The sequence below is a fragment of the Deltaproteobacteria bacterium HGW-Deltaproteobacteria-4 genome (assembly GCA_002841765.1).
In the GTDB taxonomy this organism is placed as follows: Bacteria; Desulfobacterota; Desulfuromonadia; order Desulfuromonadales; family UBA2197; genus UBA2197.
In genome coordinates this window covers 76,739-94,997 of the sequence record PHAV01000001.1, presented here as the reverse complement: position 1 = coordinate 94,997, position 18,259 = coordinate 76,739, and the positions used below count along the sequence as shown (strand labels likewise).

Genomic DNA, 18,259 nt, shown 5'->3' with positions numbered 1-18,259 from the left:
CACCGACTTTCCTGGTGCCGCCGTACGACGTTAATACATGCGCGAACTGTTTAAAAAATACTGGAGACTCGTTTCCCTCGGATTCCTTCTGATCGCATCTTTGAGCTATTACAGCTCGCACCTGCGCCACAAAGATACCCCCTCGTCGCTCGAGCGCAAACTCCTCACCGTTGTTTACCCCCTGCAAAAGAGTGTCATGCTCGTCGGCGACGGTGTCATGGCGGTCCGCACCAACCTTTTCGGTTCCCCGGAGGCAACAACGGCCCGTCTGCGTAACGAAAACGCGCTGCTCAAGGAACAACTCGTCGGTCATGAAGAACGACTGAAGGAGAATGAGCGCCTGAAAAAACTCCTTTCTTTCAGTGCGCAGCGGGAAGAAAGGATGGTGACTGCCCGGGTGATCGGCGTCGATGCCACCAGCTGGTTTCGCAGCATCACCATCGACCGCGGCAGCTCGGACCAGATCAGCTCAGGGATGGCCGTTGTCTCCGCTTACGGGGTCGTCGGCCGGGTCGTCACCTCTACTCCCCATTCTTCGCGGGTTCTTCTGGTTGTCGATGCCGCATCGAAACTCTCGACTATTACCGAGCGGACGCGTGCCCGTGCCATCTGCCGCGGCGACGGCGACGGCATGAGCCTCGACTATCTCCCCCTCACCGACGATGTGCAGGTCGGCGATCTCCTCCTCACTTCCGGTCTCGGCGGCGGCTTCCCCAAAGGACTGATCGTCGGAGCCGTGACCCGCGTCGACAAGCGGGGCTTTGATATGTTCCAAACCGTCGAAGTCGAACCGGCTGTCGACTTCGAGCATCTGGAAGAGGTCCTTGTCATCTTCTCTACCGAGGTGCCATCCTCTCTCCCCGTCGGCAAACCATGACCCGCCTCCTGGTTCTCCTGACCTGTGCTCTCTTGTTTCTGCTTGGTCAAACGACGTTGCTGCCGACACTCCTCCCCCACTACTTCAAGCCCGAGCTCCTGCTCCTTTTAGTCGTCTATCTGTGTCTGACTGAAAATGTCATGCGTGGCGCTTTCCTGTCCTGGGGAATCGGCCTTCTTCTCGACAGCTGCGGCGGCACACATTTCGGGTTGCATGCCACCATCTATCTGAGCATCTTCATCGTCGGCCGTTCTTCCATACAAGCAGTGAACACTGAGAGCCCCCTCCTTTTGCTCTTTATGGTCTTTTGCGCTTCCCTGCTGCAGAGTGGACTAATGATCCTCTTCGGCAGCTTTGCTGATCTGCAACGGATGACCCCCCTCCTTCTCCAGCGCGCCACCTTTCAGGGGAGTATTAATGTCCTCACCGCCCTTCTTCTCATCTCCTTGATTACGGGTCTGCGAAGACGATTCGCACCACGACTGTCGATCCCCGGCTTTGACCACCTGCGGGAGGGTGTTCATGGGGCTTAATTCTCCTGGATCATCTGCATCCGCTCTGCGCCGCCGCTTCTATGTTCTCTCCCTGGTCGCCGCCAGTTTTTTTCTCCTCCTCCTCGGCCGACTGTGGTATCTGCAGGTTATCCAGAGCGATGAATATGTCTCCCTTTCCGATCGCAACCGCACCCGCCTCATCCCCATCGAACCGCCGCGCGGCACAATCTTCGACCGCAACGGCGAGCTCCTCGTCGAGAACCGTCCCTCCTTCAGCGTCGCCCTCATCCGTCAGGAGATCGAGGACCCTGATCTCCTGCTACTGCGCCTCAGCACGCTCCTCGGTGTTCCCTACAACGATCTGCAGCGGAAATACACCTTACTTAAACGCTATCCCCCCTACCTGCCGGCCCCACTTGTCAACGACATCAGTCGCGACACCATGGAGATCCTCCAGGAGAACGATCTGCATCTCCCCGGCGTCATGATCAAGGTTATACCGGTACGCACCTATACTCAGAAGGAAAGAGGCGCACACCTCTTCGGTTATACCGGCGAGATCAGCGAAAAGGACCTGCAAGATCCCAATTTCACTGGATACCGCCCCGGCGACATGGTCGGCAAGACCGGCTTGGAGAAGCATCTCGAAAAGGAACTGCGCGGCATCAGCGGCGAACGCCGCGTCGAAGTCGATGCCCATGGCCGCGAACTGCGCCAGCTACAGGGATTTGCACCGGTCCCTGGCAAGAAGATTTATCTCTCCCTCGACAGTCAACTTCAAAAAGTTGCCGAAGAAGCCTTTGGCGAAGAGAGCGGCGCCGCCGTCGCCATTGACGTCGAGACCGGCGAAGTCTTAGCCATGGCGAGCCGGCCGACCTTCGACCCGGCCCTCTTCTCCGGCGGGATTTCACTCAAAGAATGGAATGCCCTACGCGACGACCCGCTCAAACCGCTGCAGAACCGCGCCATCTCCGGTCAGTACCCCCCCGGTTCGACCTTTAAACTCGTTACCGCCATTGCCGCGCTGCGTAACGGCGCCGCCACCGCCGGGACCACCGTTCACTGCGGCGGCAGCATCACCATCGGCAAACACAATCAAGTCATCCGTTGCTGGAAGCGCGACGGACATGGCAGCGTCGATTTACGCCGGGCAATCAAAGAAAGTTGTGACGTCTGGTTCTATGAAGTCGGTCTCAAACTCGGCATTGACAAGCTTGCCGCCACCGCTCTGGAGATGGGGATGGGGCAAAACTACGACTTCCCCCTCGACAGCGTCAAGAAGGGACTGATCCCGACCAAAGAGTGGAAGAAGAAACGTTTTAACCAGAGCTGGTTCAACGGTGAAACGGCGATTGCCTCCATCGGCCAGGGGTATGTCTTAACCACCCCTCTGCAGCTGGCAGTGATGACTGCCGCGGTTGCCAATGGCGGGAAAGTTCTGCGCCCGCAGGTGGTCAAGCGCATCGAAGACCTCAACGGCCGGGTCATTTTTAACACTGCCCCCGACACTTTCAACATTCTTGATGTACCACCAGGCATGTTTGCCAGCGTTCGCGCCGGGATGGAGGCGGTGGTCCATGAAGCCGGCGGAACCGGCGCCGCCAGTCGGATCCCCGGCCTGCGGATAGCCGGCAAGACCGGGACGGCCCAGGTCATTCAAAGCAAGACCGCTGTCGCCAATGGCGATCGAAAAATACTGCGCGATCACGCCCTCTTTGTGGCTTATGCCCCGGTCGACAAACCGAAGATCGCCGTGGCGGTGATTGTCGAACATGGTGGTCACGGCGGCAGTGCTGCCGCCCCGGTGGCCCGCGCCATCTTTGCCGAATATTTCGGACTCAAGGATGTGGTCACGCCGGCGCTCAAAGCCGAACCCATAGCACCCGCCCCGGAAACCCTCGACCCGGAAGTCTCCCCTTCTGAACTCCCGGAAGAGGTTGAGGCGATCCCTCCCCTCCCTGATGAGCCGGCGGCCGTGTCGCCCTTTGGAGACTAATTGATGTTCGACCGTCGCCTCGTCACCCACTTCGACTGGATGCTTTTGGGATTAATCGTCGCGGTTGCCGGCCTCGGCATCCTCAACCTCTGCAGTGTAACCGCAGACTGGTCCGGGGCCACCCCTGTCTACCTCAAACAGCTTACCTGGTTCGCACTCGGCCTCGGCATCGCCTTCTCACTCTGTCTCTTTGATTATCGTCACCTTGAATATTCCGCTTTTTTCGCTTACGGCTTCACTCTCTTCCTGTTACTGGCAGTCATGCTCGTTGGCAAGACCGCGATGGGAGCGACCCGCTGGCTCAGCCTTGGACCGATCAATCTGCAGCCGAGTGAAATTGCCAAGGTGGTGATTATCATCACCCTGGCCCGCTACTTTGCCCTGCATGGCCGGCTTGGCGGCCTCAATCTCAAAGAGTTACTGATTCCTCTTGGCTTGGTCCTGCTGCCGGTCGCCTTCATCCTCAAACAACCCGACCTCGGCACAGCCATGATGCTCCTCTTTATCGGCTCCACCATGATTCTCTTTGCCGGTGTCAAGCTCCGCACCTTTGTCACCCTGGCCGGTGCCGCCGTCGTCGCGGCCTGGATCGGCTGGTCCTTCCTGCACGATTATCAACGTCAACGCATCTTTACCTTCTTAAACCCCGAAGCTGACCCCCGCGGCAGCGGCTACCACATTATCCAGTCAAAGATCGCTATCGGCTCCGGCAGCTTCACCGGCAAAGGCTTCATGGAGGGGACACAGTCACAACTCGCCTTCCTCCCCGAACGCCATACCGACTTTGCCTTTTCCGTCTTCGCCGAAGAATGGGGGTTTATCGGCACTGCAGTCCTTTTGACCCTGTATCTCCTGATCATCATCTGGGGAATCTATATCGCCCGCCGTGCCTCAGACCGTTTCGGCATGTATCTCGCCGTCGGCGTCACCGCCATGCTCTTTTGGCACATCATTATCAATCTCGGCATGGTCACCGGTCTGCTGCCCGTTGTCGGCATCCCCCTCCCCCTCTTTTCCTACGGCGGCACCAGCATGTTGACAACGATGATCGGCACAGGATTACTTCTCAATGTCAGCATGCGGCGCTTTATGTTTTAAACAGTGGTATAAAATATATGCATGACACATCATCGCAACTGACTGGAGGCCGAAGATGTTCCGAAAATCCCTGCCCTGCCTACTGCTGTTATTTCAGTTCCTGTTCATGCCGGACCTTTCTTGGAGCGCGGTTCCAGTTTACCCGAACTCGGCGGCGAGCACGGAAGGGGTCGTTATCTATCCCGACCGGGCCATGCTCAAAAAAACGCTGCCGGTAGCGGTGATCAAAGGGGAAAACATTCTCGAACTCACCGCTCTGTCGCCAGGAATCATCGATGATTCCGTCCAGGCCGGCATTCGCAGCGCCGGAAAAGTCCGGATCATCGATATCGAGGTACGGCGTACCGCCCTGTTCAAGGCCGATCAAGAACGGACCAAAGAGGTGCAGGCCCGGATCGACAAAATCGACCAAGAACTCATCCGCCAGGGGAACCTCCTGACGGTACAGAAAAACTCCCTGGCTTTCTTGCAAAAAGTCATCCCTTTCTCGCAGGATCAGAACACCTCCTTCCCCACCGTCCGTGACTACCTGCTCGCCATGGAACAGACCATGACCGAGCGTCTGGGGAGGATTGCAGAGCTCGAAGAGAGTATGACCGACCTCAGCAAGAAGAAAGCTGATCTCGAAAAAGAGAAGCGTAATCTCGGGGCCGGCCGGGAGGAGTCGAAAAGCATCCTGGTCACCGTCTTTGCCGAGACCGCAACATCTTTTAATCTCGACTACTCCTACTTTTTGAGCGGTGTCGAATGGACGCCGAAATATGAGGTACGGGCCGATTCCCTGAGCCAACGCCTCGAACTTAACTTCTTCGCCATCGTCAAACAGGCCAGCGGGGAGGATTTCAGCGGCAGCAATATCGAGATTTCCACAGCCCGACCGGCGCTCTCCGGTGAACTTCCCGAGCTGGCTCCCTGGCGTCTCGACATCTACCAGCCGCCGGTTTACCAGAGCTACGGACGAGCCAAGATGATGGAAATGTCCGAAGCGCCACAAGCCACCATGCTCGCCGCGCCCTTTGACGACATGGCACTCCCCGAAAGCAGAAGTGAAGCAACATCGACGAGCTATGTCCTGACGCAGAAGATCGTCCTCCCCTCCGACAATCAACCCCACAAGATCCTCGTCTCCTCCTCCGGCGCCGAAGGAAAATTCGAATATCTCGCGATCCCGAAGCTGGCGAAATACGCATCACTGACTGCTGAACTCAAAAATCCCTTTGTCTTCCCGCTGCCGCAAGGTGAACTGAACATCTTTCTCGATGGCCGCTTTGTCAGTACCCAAAGGGTAGAGAAACCGATCCTTGCCGGCGACGAGATGCGTCTGACCCTCGGCCGGGATGAAACGATCTTTGCCAGCAGCAAGCTGCAGAAACAGTTTACCGAGCGCATCGGGGCTTTTAACAAAAAGGTCCGGAAACATTACGAATATGAAGCCGAGATCGTCAACGGCAAGTCGCGGCCGATCACCTTGCTGGTGCGCGAGCAGGTACCGGTCTCCGCCCATGAAGAGATCACGGTGGAAATCACTTCCCCCACCCCAAAAGAAGCAGAGATAGGTAGCGACGGTATCCTGACCTGGACTTTAACCCTGGCTCCAGGCGAAAGACGTCATTTAATGACCGTATTCGATGTGACCTATCCGGAGGATCAGGAGATCAGCGGACTCTGAAAAAGAGCCGGATGAAGATGGCCAAAGAAGGGGGATTGAGTGACAATTTCCACAAGTGGCGATCTGTCCTTGTCATGACTCATTTATAGACGAACGCCAGCATCCTGTGATAGAAAAATCTGTATTTGCTAATATGTCGTTGGCCATACAAATGTAATTGCCAACCACGAAGGGATTCTCCGCTTGCGTATCTTAGGTGAAATCAATCAACCAGAATTGCGCAAATTGTTGAGTGTGGTACTGCCTCGCAAATAACCCATCTTCATTACGAAAGAAAAAACACTCCATGAGCCGACTGCGCTTCTTCCTGTTCCTGACCCTGCTACTGGGCTGTGTGACACCTCTTCTTGCCGCCGTGTCCCTCCTTGAGCCGGGAGCAAAGAGCAAATGTGCCGTATGCGGCATGTTCGTTACTCGTCATCCTGACTGGTCTGCGGCGCTCGAAGTTGAAGGAGCCAGTCCCGAGTTCTTTTGCTCCCCCAAGGATCTCTTAAAATTTATCCACTTCCCCAAGCGCTATCTGCCGGAAATCTCAAGGCAACATATTAAAAATATTCAAGTCAAGGATTACTACACTCTCAACGCTATCGATGGTCGCCGGGCCTGGTATGTCACGGGGAGCGACGTCCTTGGCCCCATGGGGCACGATCTCGTTCCCTTCCTTCGCCGGGAAGACGCCGAGGGCTTTTTGCAAGATCATATCGGCCGTCAGATCGTCACATTTGAGCAAATCACCCCGCCTCTGTTAAAAGAGTTGGATTAGCGCATGCGCCGCTCTGATCTCTTTGCTGTCACGATATTCGGCTGCCTCAGCCTGGCTCTGCTCGGGGGACTCTGGGGAGAATTTCAACAGCACCGGCATCAAGCGATCAGGGAGCGTAACCGTCAACTTGCCCGCAGCCTCAGTTTAACCGACCTGGCCCTGTTTACCGAAGCTCGCTATACCCGGCATCTAAGTCAGGCCGATAACCATGCGGCTTTTCAGGACCATCCCCTGGCCCTTGAACACTTTCCCAGCGGCTCGTTGATCTTTCCGCCCCGTCCCTTTCGAGGCCGGCAATGAACCGTAATCTCGAACGCCAACGTAACATCCTCGATTTCACTCTTGCCTCCCTTGAACGACGGAGAGGAAAGAATCTCTCGCTCCTGCTGATCTACAGTCTTGTCATTTTTTTACTGGCCTCGGTGATGTTTTTCACCGCAGCGATAAAGAATGAAGCTGCCAGCTTACTGGCCGATGCCCCCGACATGGTGGTGCAGCGGCTCTCTGCCGGCCGCCACGCCCTCATCCCCCTTGATTATATAAGCACCATTTCTGAAATTCGCGGGGTGCGAGCAGTAGCCCCCCGACTTTGGGGATACTATTTCGATCCGGTCACCGGCGCTAACTACACAGTGCAGGTGCCAGACAATCGCGATGTTGCCGAGGGGGAGATAGTCATCGGTGCCGGCATTGCCCGCAGTCGCGGAATAGAAGTGAATGATTTTCTATCCTTCCGCTCCTCCCGTGGTGAAATCCTACTCTTTCCTGTTTCCCGACTATTGTCGAGCGAGTCAGAATTAGTGACCAGCGATCTGGTCCTGATCTCTGAAAATGATTTCAGGGCCTTGTTCAATCTGCCGACGGAACTTGCCGTCGATCTGGCGGTCAGCGTCGCCAACCAGCGGGAACTGATCACGATCGCCGAGAAAATTATTGAACATTTTCCTGATAGCCGCCCCATTCTGAAAAACGAAATACTCCGCACCTACGATGCTATCTTTGACTGGCGGAGCGGCATGATGGTTGTGCTTCTGCTGACCTCGGTCTGTGCCTTCCTGATTTTTGCCTGGGATAAAGCCTCCGGTCTGAGCGCCGAAGAGAAACGGGAGATCGGTATCCTCAAATCAGTCGGATGGGAAACCAGCGATGTCCTGTTGCTCAAATTCTGGGAAGGAGCCAGCGTCTCTCTTTGTGCTTTCCTTATTGGCGTTATCGCCGCTTATGGTCATGTTTATTTCTTTTCAGCCGGAATCTTTGAACCAGCCCTCAAGGGCTGGGCCGTTATCTATCCAGAGTTTCGCCTTATCCCGAGAGTGGAATTTGATAAACTGGCGACCCTCTTTTTCCTGACGACAGTCCCCTACACCCTGGCGACCATCATACCGTCATGGCGGGCGGCGACCATCGACCCCGATGCCGCTCTGAGGCAATAAGATGATTGAGTTGATCGACGTCTGCAAAACCTACAACCAGGGGCAAGCCAACGAGTTCACGGCCCTGCGCCAGATCTCAGTGTCCATCGCCCAACAGAAAATTACAGTGCTCAAGGGACCGAGCGGCTCAGGAAAAACCACCCTGCTCAGCTTGCTCGGATGCATGAGCCGGCCGAGTTCTGGCCGTATTCGTCTGCGGGGGGTGCGAGCGAGTTGGCTGCCGCCGGAAGAGGAGCCGTCAGAACTCGATGTCAGCGCTCTTCCTGAGCGGTTCCTCACAGATATTCGTAGGCACACCTTCGGCTTCATCTTTCAACAATTCAACCTGGTACGCGGCATCAACGTGCTGGAAAACGTCCTGCTGCCGGCACTGCCGACTGGTGAACCACGGCGCGAAAGCAGCGAACGCGCCCTGAGGCTGCTGGAACGTTTCGGCCTGGCCGCCAAACGCCACCAACGCAGCGAACTCCTGTCCGGCGGCGAGGCCCAGCGCGTCGCCATAGCACGGGCCCTGATCAACAATCCCCGGGTACTGATCGCTGATGAACCGACTGCCCATCTTGATCGCCAGCTCTCCCTCAGTTTTTTAGCCTTGGTCGAGGAATTACGCGACGAAGGCAAGACCCTGGTGATTGCCAGTCATGACCCCCTGATCTATTCTGCGTCGCAGGTCGATTCCCTCATCGAACTGCACGACGGCACCTTGGAAAACCGGTGACCCTGCATCCGGCCATCATTGCCCTGCTGGCAGGGGCTCTGGCGGTCAACGCCCTTGTCCTTTACGCCGCCTGGCATGCCCTTGCCATCTTACGCCACTGGGACCCGAACAGCGGCTCCGAGCGGCAATTGCAACTGGAGCGCCGGACCTATCTCGTCTCAACCCTGCTCGGCAACGCCTTCCTCTTCGAGATCCTCTCCCTGGCACTCCTGGTCTTCGTTGCCGACCGACTCCACCTGCAAATCAACGGCGCGATGTGTGCTGTCGGCACCTTTAACGCCAATGCCTGGGGATATCCGGCCCTGCTCCTCAAGGTTTTCAACGTACTTGGCGCCGGCCTCTGGCTGACTCTGAACTTTGCCGACAGCCGAGCCTACGATTATCCGCTGGTGCGCGTGAAGAACCGGCTTTTACTGCTCCTCGCCTTGCCTGTGAGCCTCGAGACCCTCGCTCTTTGGTATTTTTTTCGCAACCTGAAAGGGGATGTGATCACCTCCTGCTGTGGCAGTCTGTTCAGCGCCGGCGGCAACCAGGTGGCCGCCGATCTGGCCGGTTTGCCGCCACTGCCGACCGCCCTGCTCTTCTACCTGTTGTTGCTACTGACGATCGCCTTTGGCGTCCTGTTCCTGCGTGGTCACGGCAAGGGTCAGATCTTCACCATCTTTGCCACCCTGACCTTCAGCGTAGGCATTGCCGCCCTGATCTCGGTCTTTGGCCCGATCTTTTATGAATTGCCGCATCATCACTGCCCCTTTTGCATCTTACAGAGTGAGTATCTCCACGTCGGCTATCTCCTTTACACCGCCCTCTTTACCGGAGTGCTTGCCGGACTCGGTTGCGGTGTCCTCTCCCCCTTCCGCAACCGTCCCAGTCTGCACAATTTCATACCGAGGTTGCAGCGATACCTGACCATTATATGCCTCTTGTCTTATGCGCTCTTTGCCCTGGCTGTCACCCTGCGTTTCTTGATCAGCGACTTTCAGTTGTTTTCTTGATCTTTTCTTCCACCGCCGATCCGGATCGCGGTAATCAACAGCTGTACAAAGCAAAGCGGCTGCCCTCTTTCAAGGACAGCCGCTTTGCTTTATACGTTGGAGGGGAAAATAACTCCCCTGAGGTTACATCATCAATTTGCCAGCTTGACAAAACCCTGGCTAGCGCTGCGGCCGACGACCAGATTATTGTTGTTGATGTCGAAAGCCTGACTGTCTGTAGCGATCAAGGTCGCTTTCCCGGTGGGATTATTCCAGCTTGTCGCCAGACTGACCGCGGAGGCATTGTTTTCCCAACCAGCAGCACGACCGGCATTGTTCACTGCGGAAGCGCTGCTGCTGCGATCAGTCGTGCCGAGATCGGTTACGGTTATATTATTGCCGGCATCAATGCTCCAGCGCACAGCATGAGTTAATCCACTGAGGCCATCATCGGACACTTCGCCAACAACGAGCAGAGGTTGATCAGGTGCGGGGCTATTGAGGTCAAGAGCCACAGCGTGGTCAAAACCGACTGGAACGGTCAGATTGAGAGCAGTATAGGAAACTCCATCCCATTTCCACACAACTGCATGGGAAATACCGGCAGCGTCAACCAACTCCCCGGCAACATGATTGTCAGCATTGACAGCGTTTGCTTCAGCCTCCCAACCTGCGGGGACTCCGGGAAGGAGAGAAGGTCCGGTGAGCGTCCCGTCAACAGCCCGCTGCCAGCGGACCGCCTGAAGCAAACCGTCAATATTTTCTGAGGTGCCGACAATCCGCCCGGTGTCGTTGATGCCATAAGCCGCCGCAAAAAAACCGCCAGCGAGGTTATTCAGAAGAGCCGGGGCGGCATCTTTATCGCCCCAGACAACGGCACGGAGACTGGTATCGATATTCGCGGCATTACCGACGATGACCCCGGCAGCATTGATGTCATGAGCAGCGGCGAAGCCATCCACAACAACAGTAACCATCGCCGTCGGGGAGACCGTGGCCGCCCCTTCGTCATCGACGAGCCAGAAAGTCGGTTTCAGTACACCCCCGGCTTCGGCTTCAGCGCTACCGACGATTTGATTGCTATCATTGATCGCCGCCGGCACAGCAAAGACAGCCGGAGGGGTCGCAGAATTGTTGTCATCAATCGGCGCTACGGTTATTCCCACCGGATTAGTGACTCCCGGCGCAGCAGGTGAATTATTACTGCTACCACAGCCGGAAAGGAACAGCGTTGCAGCAGCAATGAGAATCAATAATTTTTTATAATGATTACACATGGTCATATCTCCTTGTCTCATGCCTAGCGAACCTGAACGTTAAACGGACCGGATGCCGGCGCGCCGACACGACTGGGAATAACGTAAATACGAACCGTCCCAGCCGGCGGTGCCGTGGTCGAGGTGGCGCTCAATCTCCAGAGACCGCCAGTGACGGTCGTCGTGCCGATGACGGTGCCGGTGGGGCTATTAAGACGGACGATCAAGGTCTGCCCCTCGGTGGTTGTATTTCCGGTGCCACGGATATCCCAACGCAATTTGCGGCGATCGAGCTGGGCACGATTCACGCCGAAGTTCTCGACAGGCTGCACGGTGACGGTGACTGTAGTAGGGGGATCGGAGACTTCCCCGGCGGCGGCGACGTAGGTGAAGGTATCGGTCCCGGTAAAGCCCGAAGTGGCCGTGTAAGTAAAGGTTTTATCTCCATTGAGGACCGCATTACCGTTCGCCCCATTAGTCATACGCGTAACTGTCACATCCCCCGGCACGACTGGTGCGCCGGCGAGGGTATCATTCGCCAACACGTTGATATTGACCGGAGTCGTGGTGATAGTCGTCGCGACATCAGCATTCGCCACAGGGGTGGTCGCTAAGGCAAAGGTACGGAAGGTCGCGGGGGTGTAAACGCGACCCGAGATGTTGAAATCATTTGTACGGACATCAATGCCATTAGGGCCGATGACGCGGAAGTAATTGACCACCTCATTAGCAGCAGCAACAAAGTTACCGCCGGTCACGGTGTGCGCAATCGCCGGATCACCGACATAATGCACGGTGTTGTAGATCGGTTGACCAGCGACGAGAATAGGTGAACCATCCGGGTTGACTGCCTGCTCCTGCTTGATCAGGAGAGGATCGTTGTTCTGCAGGGTCGGATCAAAGGTAGGCCAGGTCAGGAAGTTCGGGCCAATTTCACTAAAGAGAGCGCCGATAAAAGCGTAATCTGGGTCGGCCGGATCAGAAATACCGATATCTCCGGTGTAGTTGATGGCGCCCCGACCGGCCGGGACATTATTGAATTGCTTCATGCCGTAAGGGTAAATGACCGTGTAATTGCCGGCCACCGGAGTATCGATACGAATACGGGTGCGGCCGAAGGCGATTTGAGCGCCATCCACCAAGGCACCGCTGCCACCGAAGGTTCCTTCGGTACCGAGCACCAGCAGAGCATCGACGCCGTTTTGATCAATGCCGGCATCGGCCGACCACCAGAAACTTTCGCCCCCGGTGTTGAGTGCCTGCTGTGCCGGGTCACTGGCGTTGACCGGGTCAGAGATACACATGGGATTGCCGCCCTGACAGATAGTGAGCTGCAGTCCGCTACCATCCTCATAGTAGGTGGGGTAGCCAAGGGAGTAGCCGGCGGTGGTGCCGTCGGTGACAAAAGCGCCGGCGGGAAAGAGCGTAGCCGCAATGGTAGCAACGCTTCCATCCGATCCGAAATCGGTCAGACGGTTGATCGGGCCAACGGCTGCCAGATTCAGGGCAGGCGGCTCCGGATACCCGGCAAAAGCGGCCGGAGGGTTGCCATTCCAAACCTTGCCCATCACACCGAAGAGATCAGTTTCGGCGATCACGCCGGTCGGACCGATCACCCGAAAAAAGTTGTTCCCGCTGGGGCTGCCGGTGACGACATGAGGTGTATTGAGATCACCGACGTACTGAGCAAGTAAGGGGCCGGGCGCACCTGTGTCAGGATCAACGGGCCCACGCACCTGCAGGGTGGGATCGTTCTGATAATCGGGCCAGGTCAGAAATGGTCCGATTTTACTGCCCAGGGTGCCGGCGAAGCCTGCCTCCACATCAAAAAAGTTGGCAGCGCCGAAGTCGGCGGTGTAGTTGATGCCGTCGGCGACCGTGACGTTTTCAAAAACCAACGTGCCGAAGGGGTGAAGAACCGTATAAGTACCGTCGACCGGAACATCGACCCGGACCCGGACCCGGCCAAAGGAAATTTGCTGGCCGTTGACTACCGCTCCAGGACCGCCAAAGGTCCCCTCGATTCCCAGTACCAGAACCGCGCGCCCAGTCGGCACGCCGGTTACCGGGGCGACCGCATCACCCATCCACCAGAAGACTTCGCCACCGATACCGAGGTTAACCTGAACCGGATCGGCCGGATCGACAGGATCAAAGAAGCACCAGCCTTCATCCAGACAGAGTTCAAGGCTCAAGTTGTTGCTGTCCGTGTAGTAAAGGGGGAAACCATGCGGACCCGAAACCGGCCCGACCGCCTGTAAGGCGGCCCAGGTCGGCGATGCCAGCCCGACGATTAACAACACGCCGGCCAGAATTTGAAATATTCTCTTCATCATGATCTGTTCTCCTGTTTTTGAGGTAAAAATCCTCTGCCGCACTCAACAGGACAAAACATTCGATTGAGTAGGCGCCATTTGTATCGACTAAACTTTAGTAGCAAAATATAACCTAAACGGTTTTATTTAATTTAAATCTTTTGGACTGAAACTGTTAAGAAGAAACAGCGAAATGCCCCTCGACGAAAGGCGGGAGATCGTGTTACTGCGGTAGGGCCGCGAACGCCTGAGTGCCGCTGACCCCGACGACCTGATTGCCGGCATTAATCCCATAGGCCTGGCTGAATGCAACGGCAAGACTCTTTTTGTCGAGAATATTGGCAACGCTCCAGATTGATGAGATATCGCTGCCACTGCGGGCCTCGCTATAGCCGACCATCCGACTGGAATCATTGATCGCCTGCAGCGAAGTGTTGGCACCCAATGACTTGGCCACACTGCCATTGGCGTTCCAGACCACTCCCTCGATTACGCCACTCGCCAGTTCGACCTCACCGACGATACGCCCAAACTTGTCAACACCAAGGGCCACACTGCTGCTCTGGTTATCAACCGGATCCAGGACAATCGGATCGTCATAGCCGGCAGTCAACAACATCGGCATCCAGACCACAGCCTTTGTCTTACTATTGTCCCCTTCAGCTTCACCAACAATCCGCCCATCGACACCGATGAAATAGGCTGAGCTAAAATCCCCACCAGTCAGGTTGTCGAGAATAAGCGGGGCAGCAGTGTTACTTTCCCAGTAGATCGCTACAGTGTTACCGGCGTCATTCACTGCCTCGCCGACAATTTCTCCATCAATGTTGATAGAAAAGGCGGCGCTCGGTCCGGCGACGTTGATCCCGGAGGTATCCAATCTTAATGCAACAGGAGTACTGTCAGCCCAGTAGACCGCTACGGTATTCGTATCGGTATTCACACCTGATTCGCCGACAGAGACACCAGCGGCGTTGACTCCATAAGCAGCGCTGTAGCTATTTCCGTCCAAAGGAGGAAGGACCGTGGCAGCGGCGGGGGAAGCATCCGTCACCATCCACTTGGCCCCCCGGATACTTGTCCCGTTATCGGAAAAACCGACCGCCAAACCATTGTCATTGATAGCGATACCTGCGCTGAACTCGCTACCATCAAAGCCGGCGAGCTCAATCATGTTAAAAGTAGTTGCTGCCACTGTCGGCTCACCGCCTCCGCCGCCACCCCCGCCACCGCAACCGGCCAGAGTCAAAACCCCTGCCGTCATTAATCCTGCCAGAAGAAATCCAAATTTTTTCATGACGTCGTCTCCTTTGCCTGTTTTACAAGTTTATTGATCTCAAAAATGCGTCTTATTTTTCGGTCATGGTTGATAATGAAAGTCGGTACTGCTCATGCCGGCCGGCGCCAGGAAGGGTCGCAAAGGAGGCAAACCCTGCGCCGGGCGACCATTGGCACCGACCGCCGGAATCTCGACCATCCGGTCAACGAGCACCCGCGACCGTTTGGGGTTGCCGGCGATGCGCTCTTCATGGCCATCCGGGATAATGAGTTGCGGGTGATCAAAGGGCGCCCGCTCCTGGCGTACCCGCTCATCCGTCAGAGCCAAAAGAAAATCGACCAACTCCTCCTGCCGCTCTTCATCACCTTGTAACTGACCGATGGTGTTGATGAAGGGATCAAGATCGGCAAGATTCTCGGCGTGAAAGTTCCCCCCGCGGGTATAAAAATCGACGACCTGCATCAAGGTCACCATGCTGCCGTCGTGCATATAAGGACCGGTCAACTCGATATTACGCAGCCCCGGCGTCTTAAAGGCACCCTTCACCGCTTGACGGGTGATAGTGTCGGCGGTCGGGGGACAGATGGTCGGCGGATTCGCGAGAAAATTATTAATGCAGCCCGGTTGCGCCACTGGATTAAAGGGCAGAGTGGCGCGCTCGAACCATTGGCCGGTAAAGGAGAGGGGCAGACTCAGTCCATTCAGAGTCACCCGGCCGCCGCGACCCAGATCATCATTCGTCCGGGTGGCGCCGATATTGTAATAACCGATGTCGTAGTTAGCTAAAGCGCCGTTCCCCATGGTCATCAACTCGATAAGACCGGCCTCACCGGGAGCGCGCGCCAGGCTGACCGAGGCGCCGGTCAACTCCGGGCCGATGTGGCAAGCGAAACAGGCGGCGCCACCGGACTGAAAGATACTCCAGCCCTTTTGGGCGCGCTCACTCATCGCTCCATTATCCCCCTGCAAAAAGCGGTCAAAAGGGGTCTGGTCAGCGACCAGGGTCGCCTGATAAAGCTGCAAAGCCAGGCCGAAGAAGAGGGAGAAGTTACTCTCCATCTGACTGTAACCGCCAACGAGTGCCGGGCTATTGAAAAATTCCGGCCGGAAGGCCGCCTGAATCATCGCGCTATAGGTGGTGTTCAGCCCCAGGCCGTTGGCGACGCGCCAGGGCGCTAAGCGGCTGTCGTTAGCATGGACCTGTTGGTTGGCCAGAGGCTTGAGGGTCAACATCTTCCGCCCGACCTCGGGCCAGCTCCGGCCGATCCACGACATCTCGATATCTGACAGCACCGGTCCGACAGCCTGCGAAGCGAGGCTGGCGTTATCCAGTGCATACGGATTAGTTAACAGCTGACGGGTAAGGTCGAGCTGCGCCAGCCCGTTGCCGGTATTGATATGCACCCGCGCGGCGGTATCCATGCCCCCAAAGGGGGTGACACCGTTAAAATAGTGGTTGGCACGGCCATCCCAGAAGTTGGCAAAGTTAAAGACCGCATTGATCACGCTCGGCGCATTGCGGCCGGTACTCTGGCGGACGTTCCGGCCGTTCCGGTGGAATTCGTTGTCGCGGACGATGCGCCCCAGTTCTACTTTGTCGCCGGTGTTGATGCCGAGGGAGCGGGATTTATTCACCCCTTGCGAGCCGACCCGGTCGTCACGAACAGTGCGGGCCGAAGTGCGATCATCGGCAACCGCAAAGGTGACAAAGGGAAAGTCATCTCCCCTCAGGTCGGCATTAGACCGGCTGTGACCGTTGTCAAACTTGCCATCTACTCCGGGGTGGAGAGTATTGCGGCTGCGGCTGTCGGCCCCGGCATGGAAATGACAGGTGGCACAAGCGGTCTGACCGTCGCTGCCGACCTGCATATCCCAGAACAGGGCCTTGCCGAGACGGATAGCGGCATTCTTGTCCTGAACAAAGAGCCCGAGATTGGCCGGTTCCGGAACCGGCACCTGGCTGAGAGCTACCGGAGCAGCGGCGCCCGCCGGGGCGGCGAGGGCAAAGACGGTTAACAGCAGCAAAACCGGCAGTGATAACTTGACTGTTCCTTGTCGGGGCATCAAACCTCCAACCGGGTGTTAACCCGGCTATGCAGAAGCAACCGTAATCGGCAGACGCACGGTGCGCAGTACAAGACCCGTGATCCAGTGGCGGAATTCGATCTCCACCATATGGGTGCCAAAGGAGCTACCGGCGGTATCGATGAGTATGTCCCAGCGCCGGGCGGTGGTCAGCATGAATTCATGGTTGATGCTCGCCAGAGAAAAAGGCTCGGAGTAGGAGCCGAAACCCGTGCTACTGCGCCCCAGGGTCCGGGCGTCGACGGCGGTGACGGTCCCCGACAGCGTTTCAGGGAATTTCCAGACCGTGGTGCAGTAACTGGCATTGAGGGCGCGCACCAGCAATTTTTGTCCGCCGACGACCGTCTTGCCTCTGGCCACAATCGTATTGTTTTGTGCCGGGTCGGCGGCAACACCACTGACGACGAAACCATCCGGGCGAAAATCGTTGAGTCTCGGATTAGCAGGGTCGTTCCAAGCCATGAAGACCGGCTGACCATTCACCAAACCGGGGGCAGCAATACCGGCACTCTTGTCGAGAGCCCGCCAACGGCTATCGATGTCGTCGGCCACCCAGATCGCCTCGCTCTGATAATTGGCAATATCGTCGCCGAGAAAGGTGGCACCGGCTCCGCCATCGGCAAAAGGTGCTCCGGGGACGGCGGGATCGACAATCAGCATGCCGTACATTCCCAATTCAAAATGGAGGACGGTATTGCGGTGACAGTGATAAAAATAGGTGCCGGCTTCGGCGGCCTGCCACTGATAGATATAATTACCACCCGCCACCTCGAAGGTAAGATGACCGACGCCGTCATTCATTGCCGTCGGCTCGATACCGTGATGGTGAATGGTGTGAGGACCATGATTGTTATTCATTTCCGAATGAACCAGCTGCCCCTCTCTCAGGCGGATGGTCGGTGCCGGCCAGGTTGCAATATTATTGATGGTGTCACGAAAACTCCAGGTATCGACCGGGCCGACACCGGGGATATTAATTACTACGAGCTCTCTGCCGCTACGGCCGAAGGTGCGACCGGGGGAAGCGATAAAGTCCGGAGTCGGAAAGACGGGAGCGGTGGGGTCCAACCCGGCGACCAGCGACGGTTTGAACATCCGCGCCGCACGCACGCTGTTGGCGTTGGGAAGCGCTGGCGGCGTGTTAACCGCTGTAATCATGCCTTGCGTGCTCGGCACGTCGGTGCCGAACCCGTCAAATTCTGCCAGTTGTAACGGTATGGTCGGGTCGAAAGGGACACCCAGGTCGCGAGGAATTAATGCCATATCTATCGTCTCCTGTAGAGAAGTTCAGTTTTATCCGGT

General features: G+C 56.7%; 15 protein-coding genes. 10 read left to right on the top strand and 5 right to left on the bottom strand.

All coding sequences use genetic code 11. The features are described from left to right. Window positions 1-37: 37 nt before the first annotated feature. From CVU69_00400 to CVU69_00355, 10 genes are all read left to right on the top strand, one after another. Window positions 38-877: a rod shape-determining protein MreC gene (locus tag CVU69_00400; GenBank protein ID PKN13670.1), complete on the top strand. Its 840-nt coding sequence runs from the start codon at window positions 38-40 to the stop codon at window positions 875-877. Next, entirely contained in the window at window positions 874-1,410 is a 537-nt protein-coding gene (gene mreD, locus CVU69_00395; protein PKN13669.1) for a rod shape-determining protein MreD, read from the top strand. Before CVU69_00400 ends, mreD begins: the two co-directional genes overlap by 4 nt. Next, a complete protein-coding gene (gene mrdA / locus CVU69_00390; GenBank protein PKN13668.1) occupies window positions 1,400-3,367 on the top strand; it encodes a penicillin-binding protein 2 in 1,968 nt (655 codons plus the stop codon). Before mreD ends, mrdA begins: the two co-directional genes overlap by 11 nt. Window positions 3,368-3,370: 3 nt before the next feature. Further along, a complete protein-coding gene (locus CVU69_00385; GenBank protein PKN13667.1) occupies window positions 3,371-4,465 on the top strand; it encodes a rod shape-determining protein RodA in 1,095 nt (364 codons plus the stop codon). A gap of 55 nt (window positions 4,466-4,520) precedes the next feature. Then, window positions 4,521-6,134 (top strand): hypothetical protein, encoded by a 1,614-nt coding sequence (locus CVU69_00380; protein PKN13666.1) that lies wholly within the window; start codon window positions 4,521-4,523, stop codon window positions 6,132-6,134. 286 nt (window positions 6,135-6,420) lie between these two features. Further along, window positions 6,421-6,897, top strand: a complete 477-nt coding sequence (locus tag CVU69_00375; protein PKN13665.1) for a nitrous oxide reductase accessory protein NosL — start codon at window positions 6,421-6,423, stop codon at window positions 6,895-6,897. Between the two features lie 51 nt (window positions 6,898-6,948). Continuing rightward, window positions 6,949-7,197 carry a hypothetical protein gene (locus CVU69_00370; GenBank protein ID PKN13850.1) on the top strand — a complete coding sequence of 83 codons (249 nt, stop codon included), beginning with the start codon at window positions 6,949-6,951 and terminating at the stop codon, window positions 7,195-7,197. Next, window positions 7,194-8,330 (top strand): ABC transporter permease, encoded by a 1,137-nt coding sequence (locus tag CVU69_00365; GenBank protein ID PKN13664.1) that lies wholly within the window; start codon window positions 7,194-7,196, stop codon window positions 8,328-8,330. Before CVU69_00370 ends, CVU69_00365 begins: the two co-directional genes overlap by 4 nt. A 1-nt stretch (window position 8,331) precedes the next feature. Then, window positions 8,332-9,048, top strand: a complete 717-nt coding sequence (locus CVU69_00360; protein PKN13663.1) for an ABC transporter ATP-binding protein — start codon at window positions 8,332-8,334, stop codon at window positions 9,046-9,048. Further along, window positions 9,045-10,043, top strand: coding sequence for a hypothetical protein (locus tag CVU69_00355; protein PKN13662.1), 999 nt, complete (start codon window positions 9,045-9,047; stop codon window positions 10,041-10,043). The genes CVU69_00360 and CVU69_00355 overlap by 4 nt, the downstream gene beginning before the upstream one ends. Before the next feature lie 131 nt (window positions 10,044-10,174). Here CVU69_00355 and CVU69_00350 read toward each other — a convergent pair whose 3' ends face one another. The 5 genes from CVU69_00350 to CVU69_00330 form a co-directional block, all read right to left on the bottom strand. Continuing rightward, window positions 10,175-11,299, bottom strand: coding sequence for a hypothetical protein (locus CVU69_00350; protein PKN13661.1), 1,125 nt, complete (start codon window positions 11,297-11,299; stop codon window positions 10,175-10,177). A gap of 23 nt (window positions 11,300-11,322) precedes the next feature. Next, window positions 11,323-13,614 (bottom strand): hypothetical protein, encoded by a 2,292-nt coding sequence (locus CVU69_00345; GenBank protein PKN13660.1) that lies wholly within the window; start codon window positions 13,612-13,614, stop codon window positions 11,323-11,325. 202 nt (window positions 13,615-13,816) lie between these two features. Then, on the bottom strand, window positions 13,817-14,890 hold the full coding sequence (locus CVU69_00340; protein ID PKN13659.1) for a hypothetical protein: 1,074 nt from the start codon (window positions 14,888-14,890) through the stop codon (window positions 13,817-13,819). Window positions 14,891-14,953: 63 nt separating this feature from the next. Beyond that, window positions 14,954-16,936, bottom strand: a complete 1,983-nt coding sequence (locus tag CVU69_00335) for a cytochrome C peroxidase (protein ID PKN13658.1) — start codon at window positions 16,934-16,936, stop codon at window positions 14,954-14,956. Window positions 16,937-16,963: 27 nt separating this feature from the next. Further along, window positions 16,964-18,220 carry a hypothetical protein gene (locus CVU69_00330; GenBank protein PKN13657.1) on the bottom strand — a complete coding sequence of 419 codons (1,257 nt, stop codon included), beginning with the start codon at window positions 18,218-18,220 and terminating at the stop codon, window positions 16,964-16,966. Between the last annotated feature and the right edge of the window lie 39 nt (window positions 18,221-18,259).

Excerpts from the sequence above, each read along its gene's own strand:
- mreD (PKN13669.1), top strand. The coding sequence starts at position 874 with ATGACCCGCCTCCTGGTTCTCCTGACCTGTGCTCTCTTGTTTCTGCTT.
- CVU69_00365 (PKN13664.1), top strand. The coding sequence starts at position 7,194 with ATGAACCGTAATCTCGAACGCCAACGTAACATCCTCGATTTCACTCTT.
- CVU69_00350 (PKN13661.1), bottom strand. The coding sequence starts at position 11,299 with ATGTGTAATCATTATAAAAAATTATTGATTCTCATTGCTGCTGCAACG.
- CVU69_00330 (PKN13657.1), bottom strand. The coding sequence starts at position 18,220 with ATGGCATTAATTCCTCGCGACCTGGGTGTCCCTTTCGACCCGACCATA.
- CVU69_00340 (PKN13659.1), bottom strand. The coding sequence starts at position 14,890 with ATGAAAAAATTTGGATTTCTTCTGGCAGGATTAATGACGGCAGGGGTT.
- CVU69_00345 (PKN13660.1), bottom strand. The coding sequence starts at position 13,614 with ATGATGAAGAGAATATTTCAAATTCTGGCCGGCGTGTTGTTAATCGTC.
- CVU69_00385 (PKN13667.1), top strand. The coding sequence starts at position 3,371 with ATGTTCGACCGTCGCCTCGTCACCCACTTCGACTGGATGCTTTTGGGA.
- CVU69_00335 (PKN13658.1), bottom strand. The coding sequence starts at position 16,936 with ATGCCCCGACAAGGAACAGTCAAGTTATCACTGCCGGTTTTGCTGCTG.
- CVU69_00375 (PKN13665.1), top strand. The coding sequence starts at position 6,421 with ATGAGCCGACTGCGCTTCTTCCTGTTCCTGACCCTGCTACTGGGCTGT.
- CVU69_00380 (PKN13666.1), top strand. The coding sequence starts at position 4,521 with ATGTTCCGAAAATCCCTGCCCTGCCTACTGCTGTTATTTCAGTTCCTG.
- mrdA (PKN13668.1), top strand. The coding sequence starts at position 1,400 with ATGGGGCTTAATTCTCCTGGATCATCTGCATCCGCTCTGCGCCGCCGC.
- CVU69_00400 (PKN13670.1), top strand. The coding sequence starts at position 38 with ATGCGCGAACTGTTTAAAAAATACTGGAGACTCGTTTCCCTCGGATTC.
- CVU69_00360 (PKN13663.1), top strand. The coding sequence starts at position 8,332 with ATGATTGAGTTGATCGACGTCTGCAAAACCTACAACCAGGGGCAAGCC.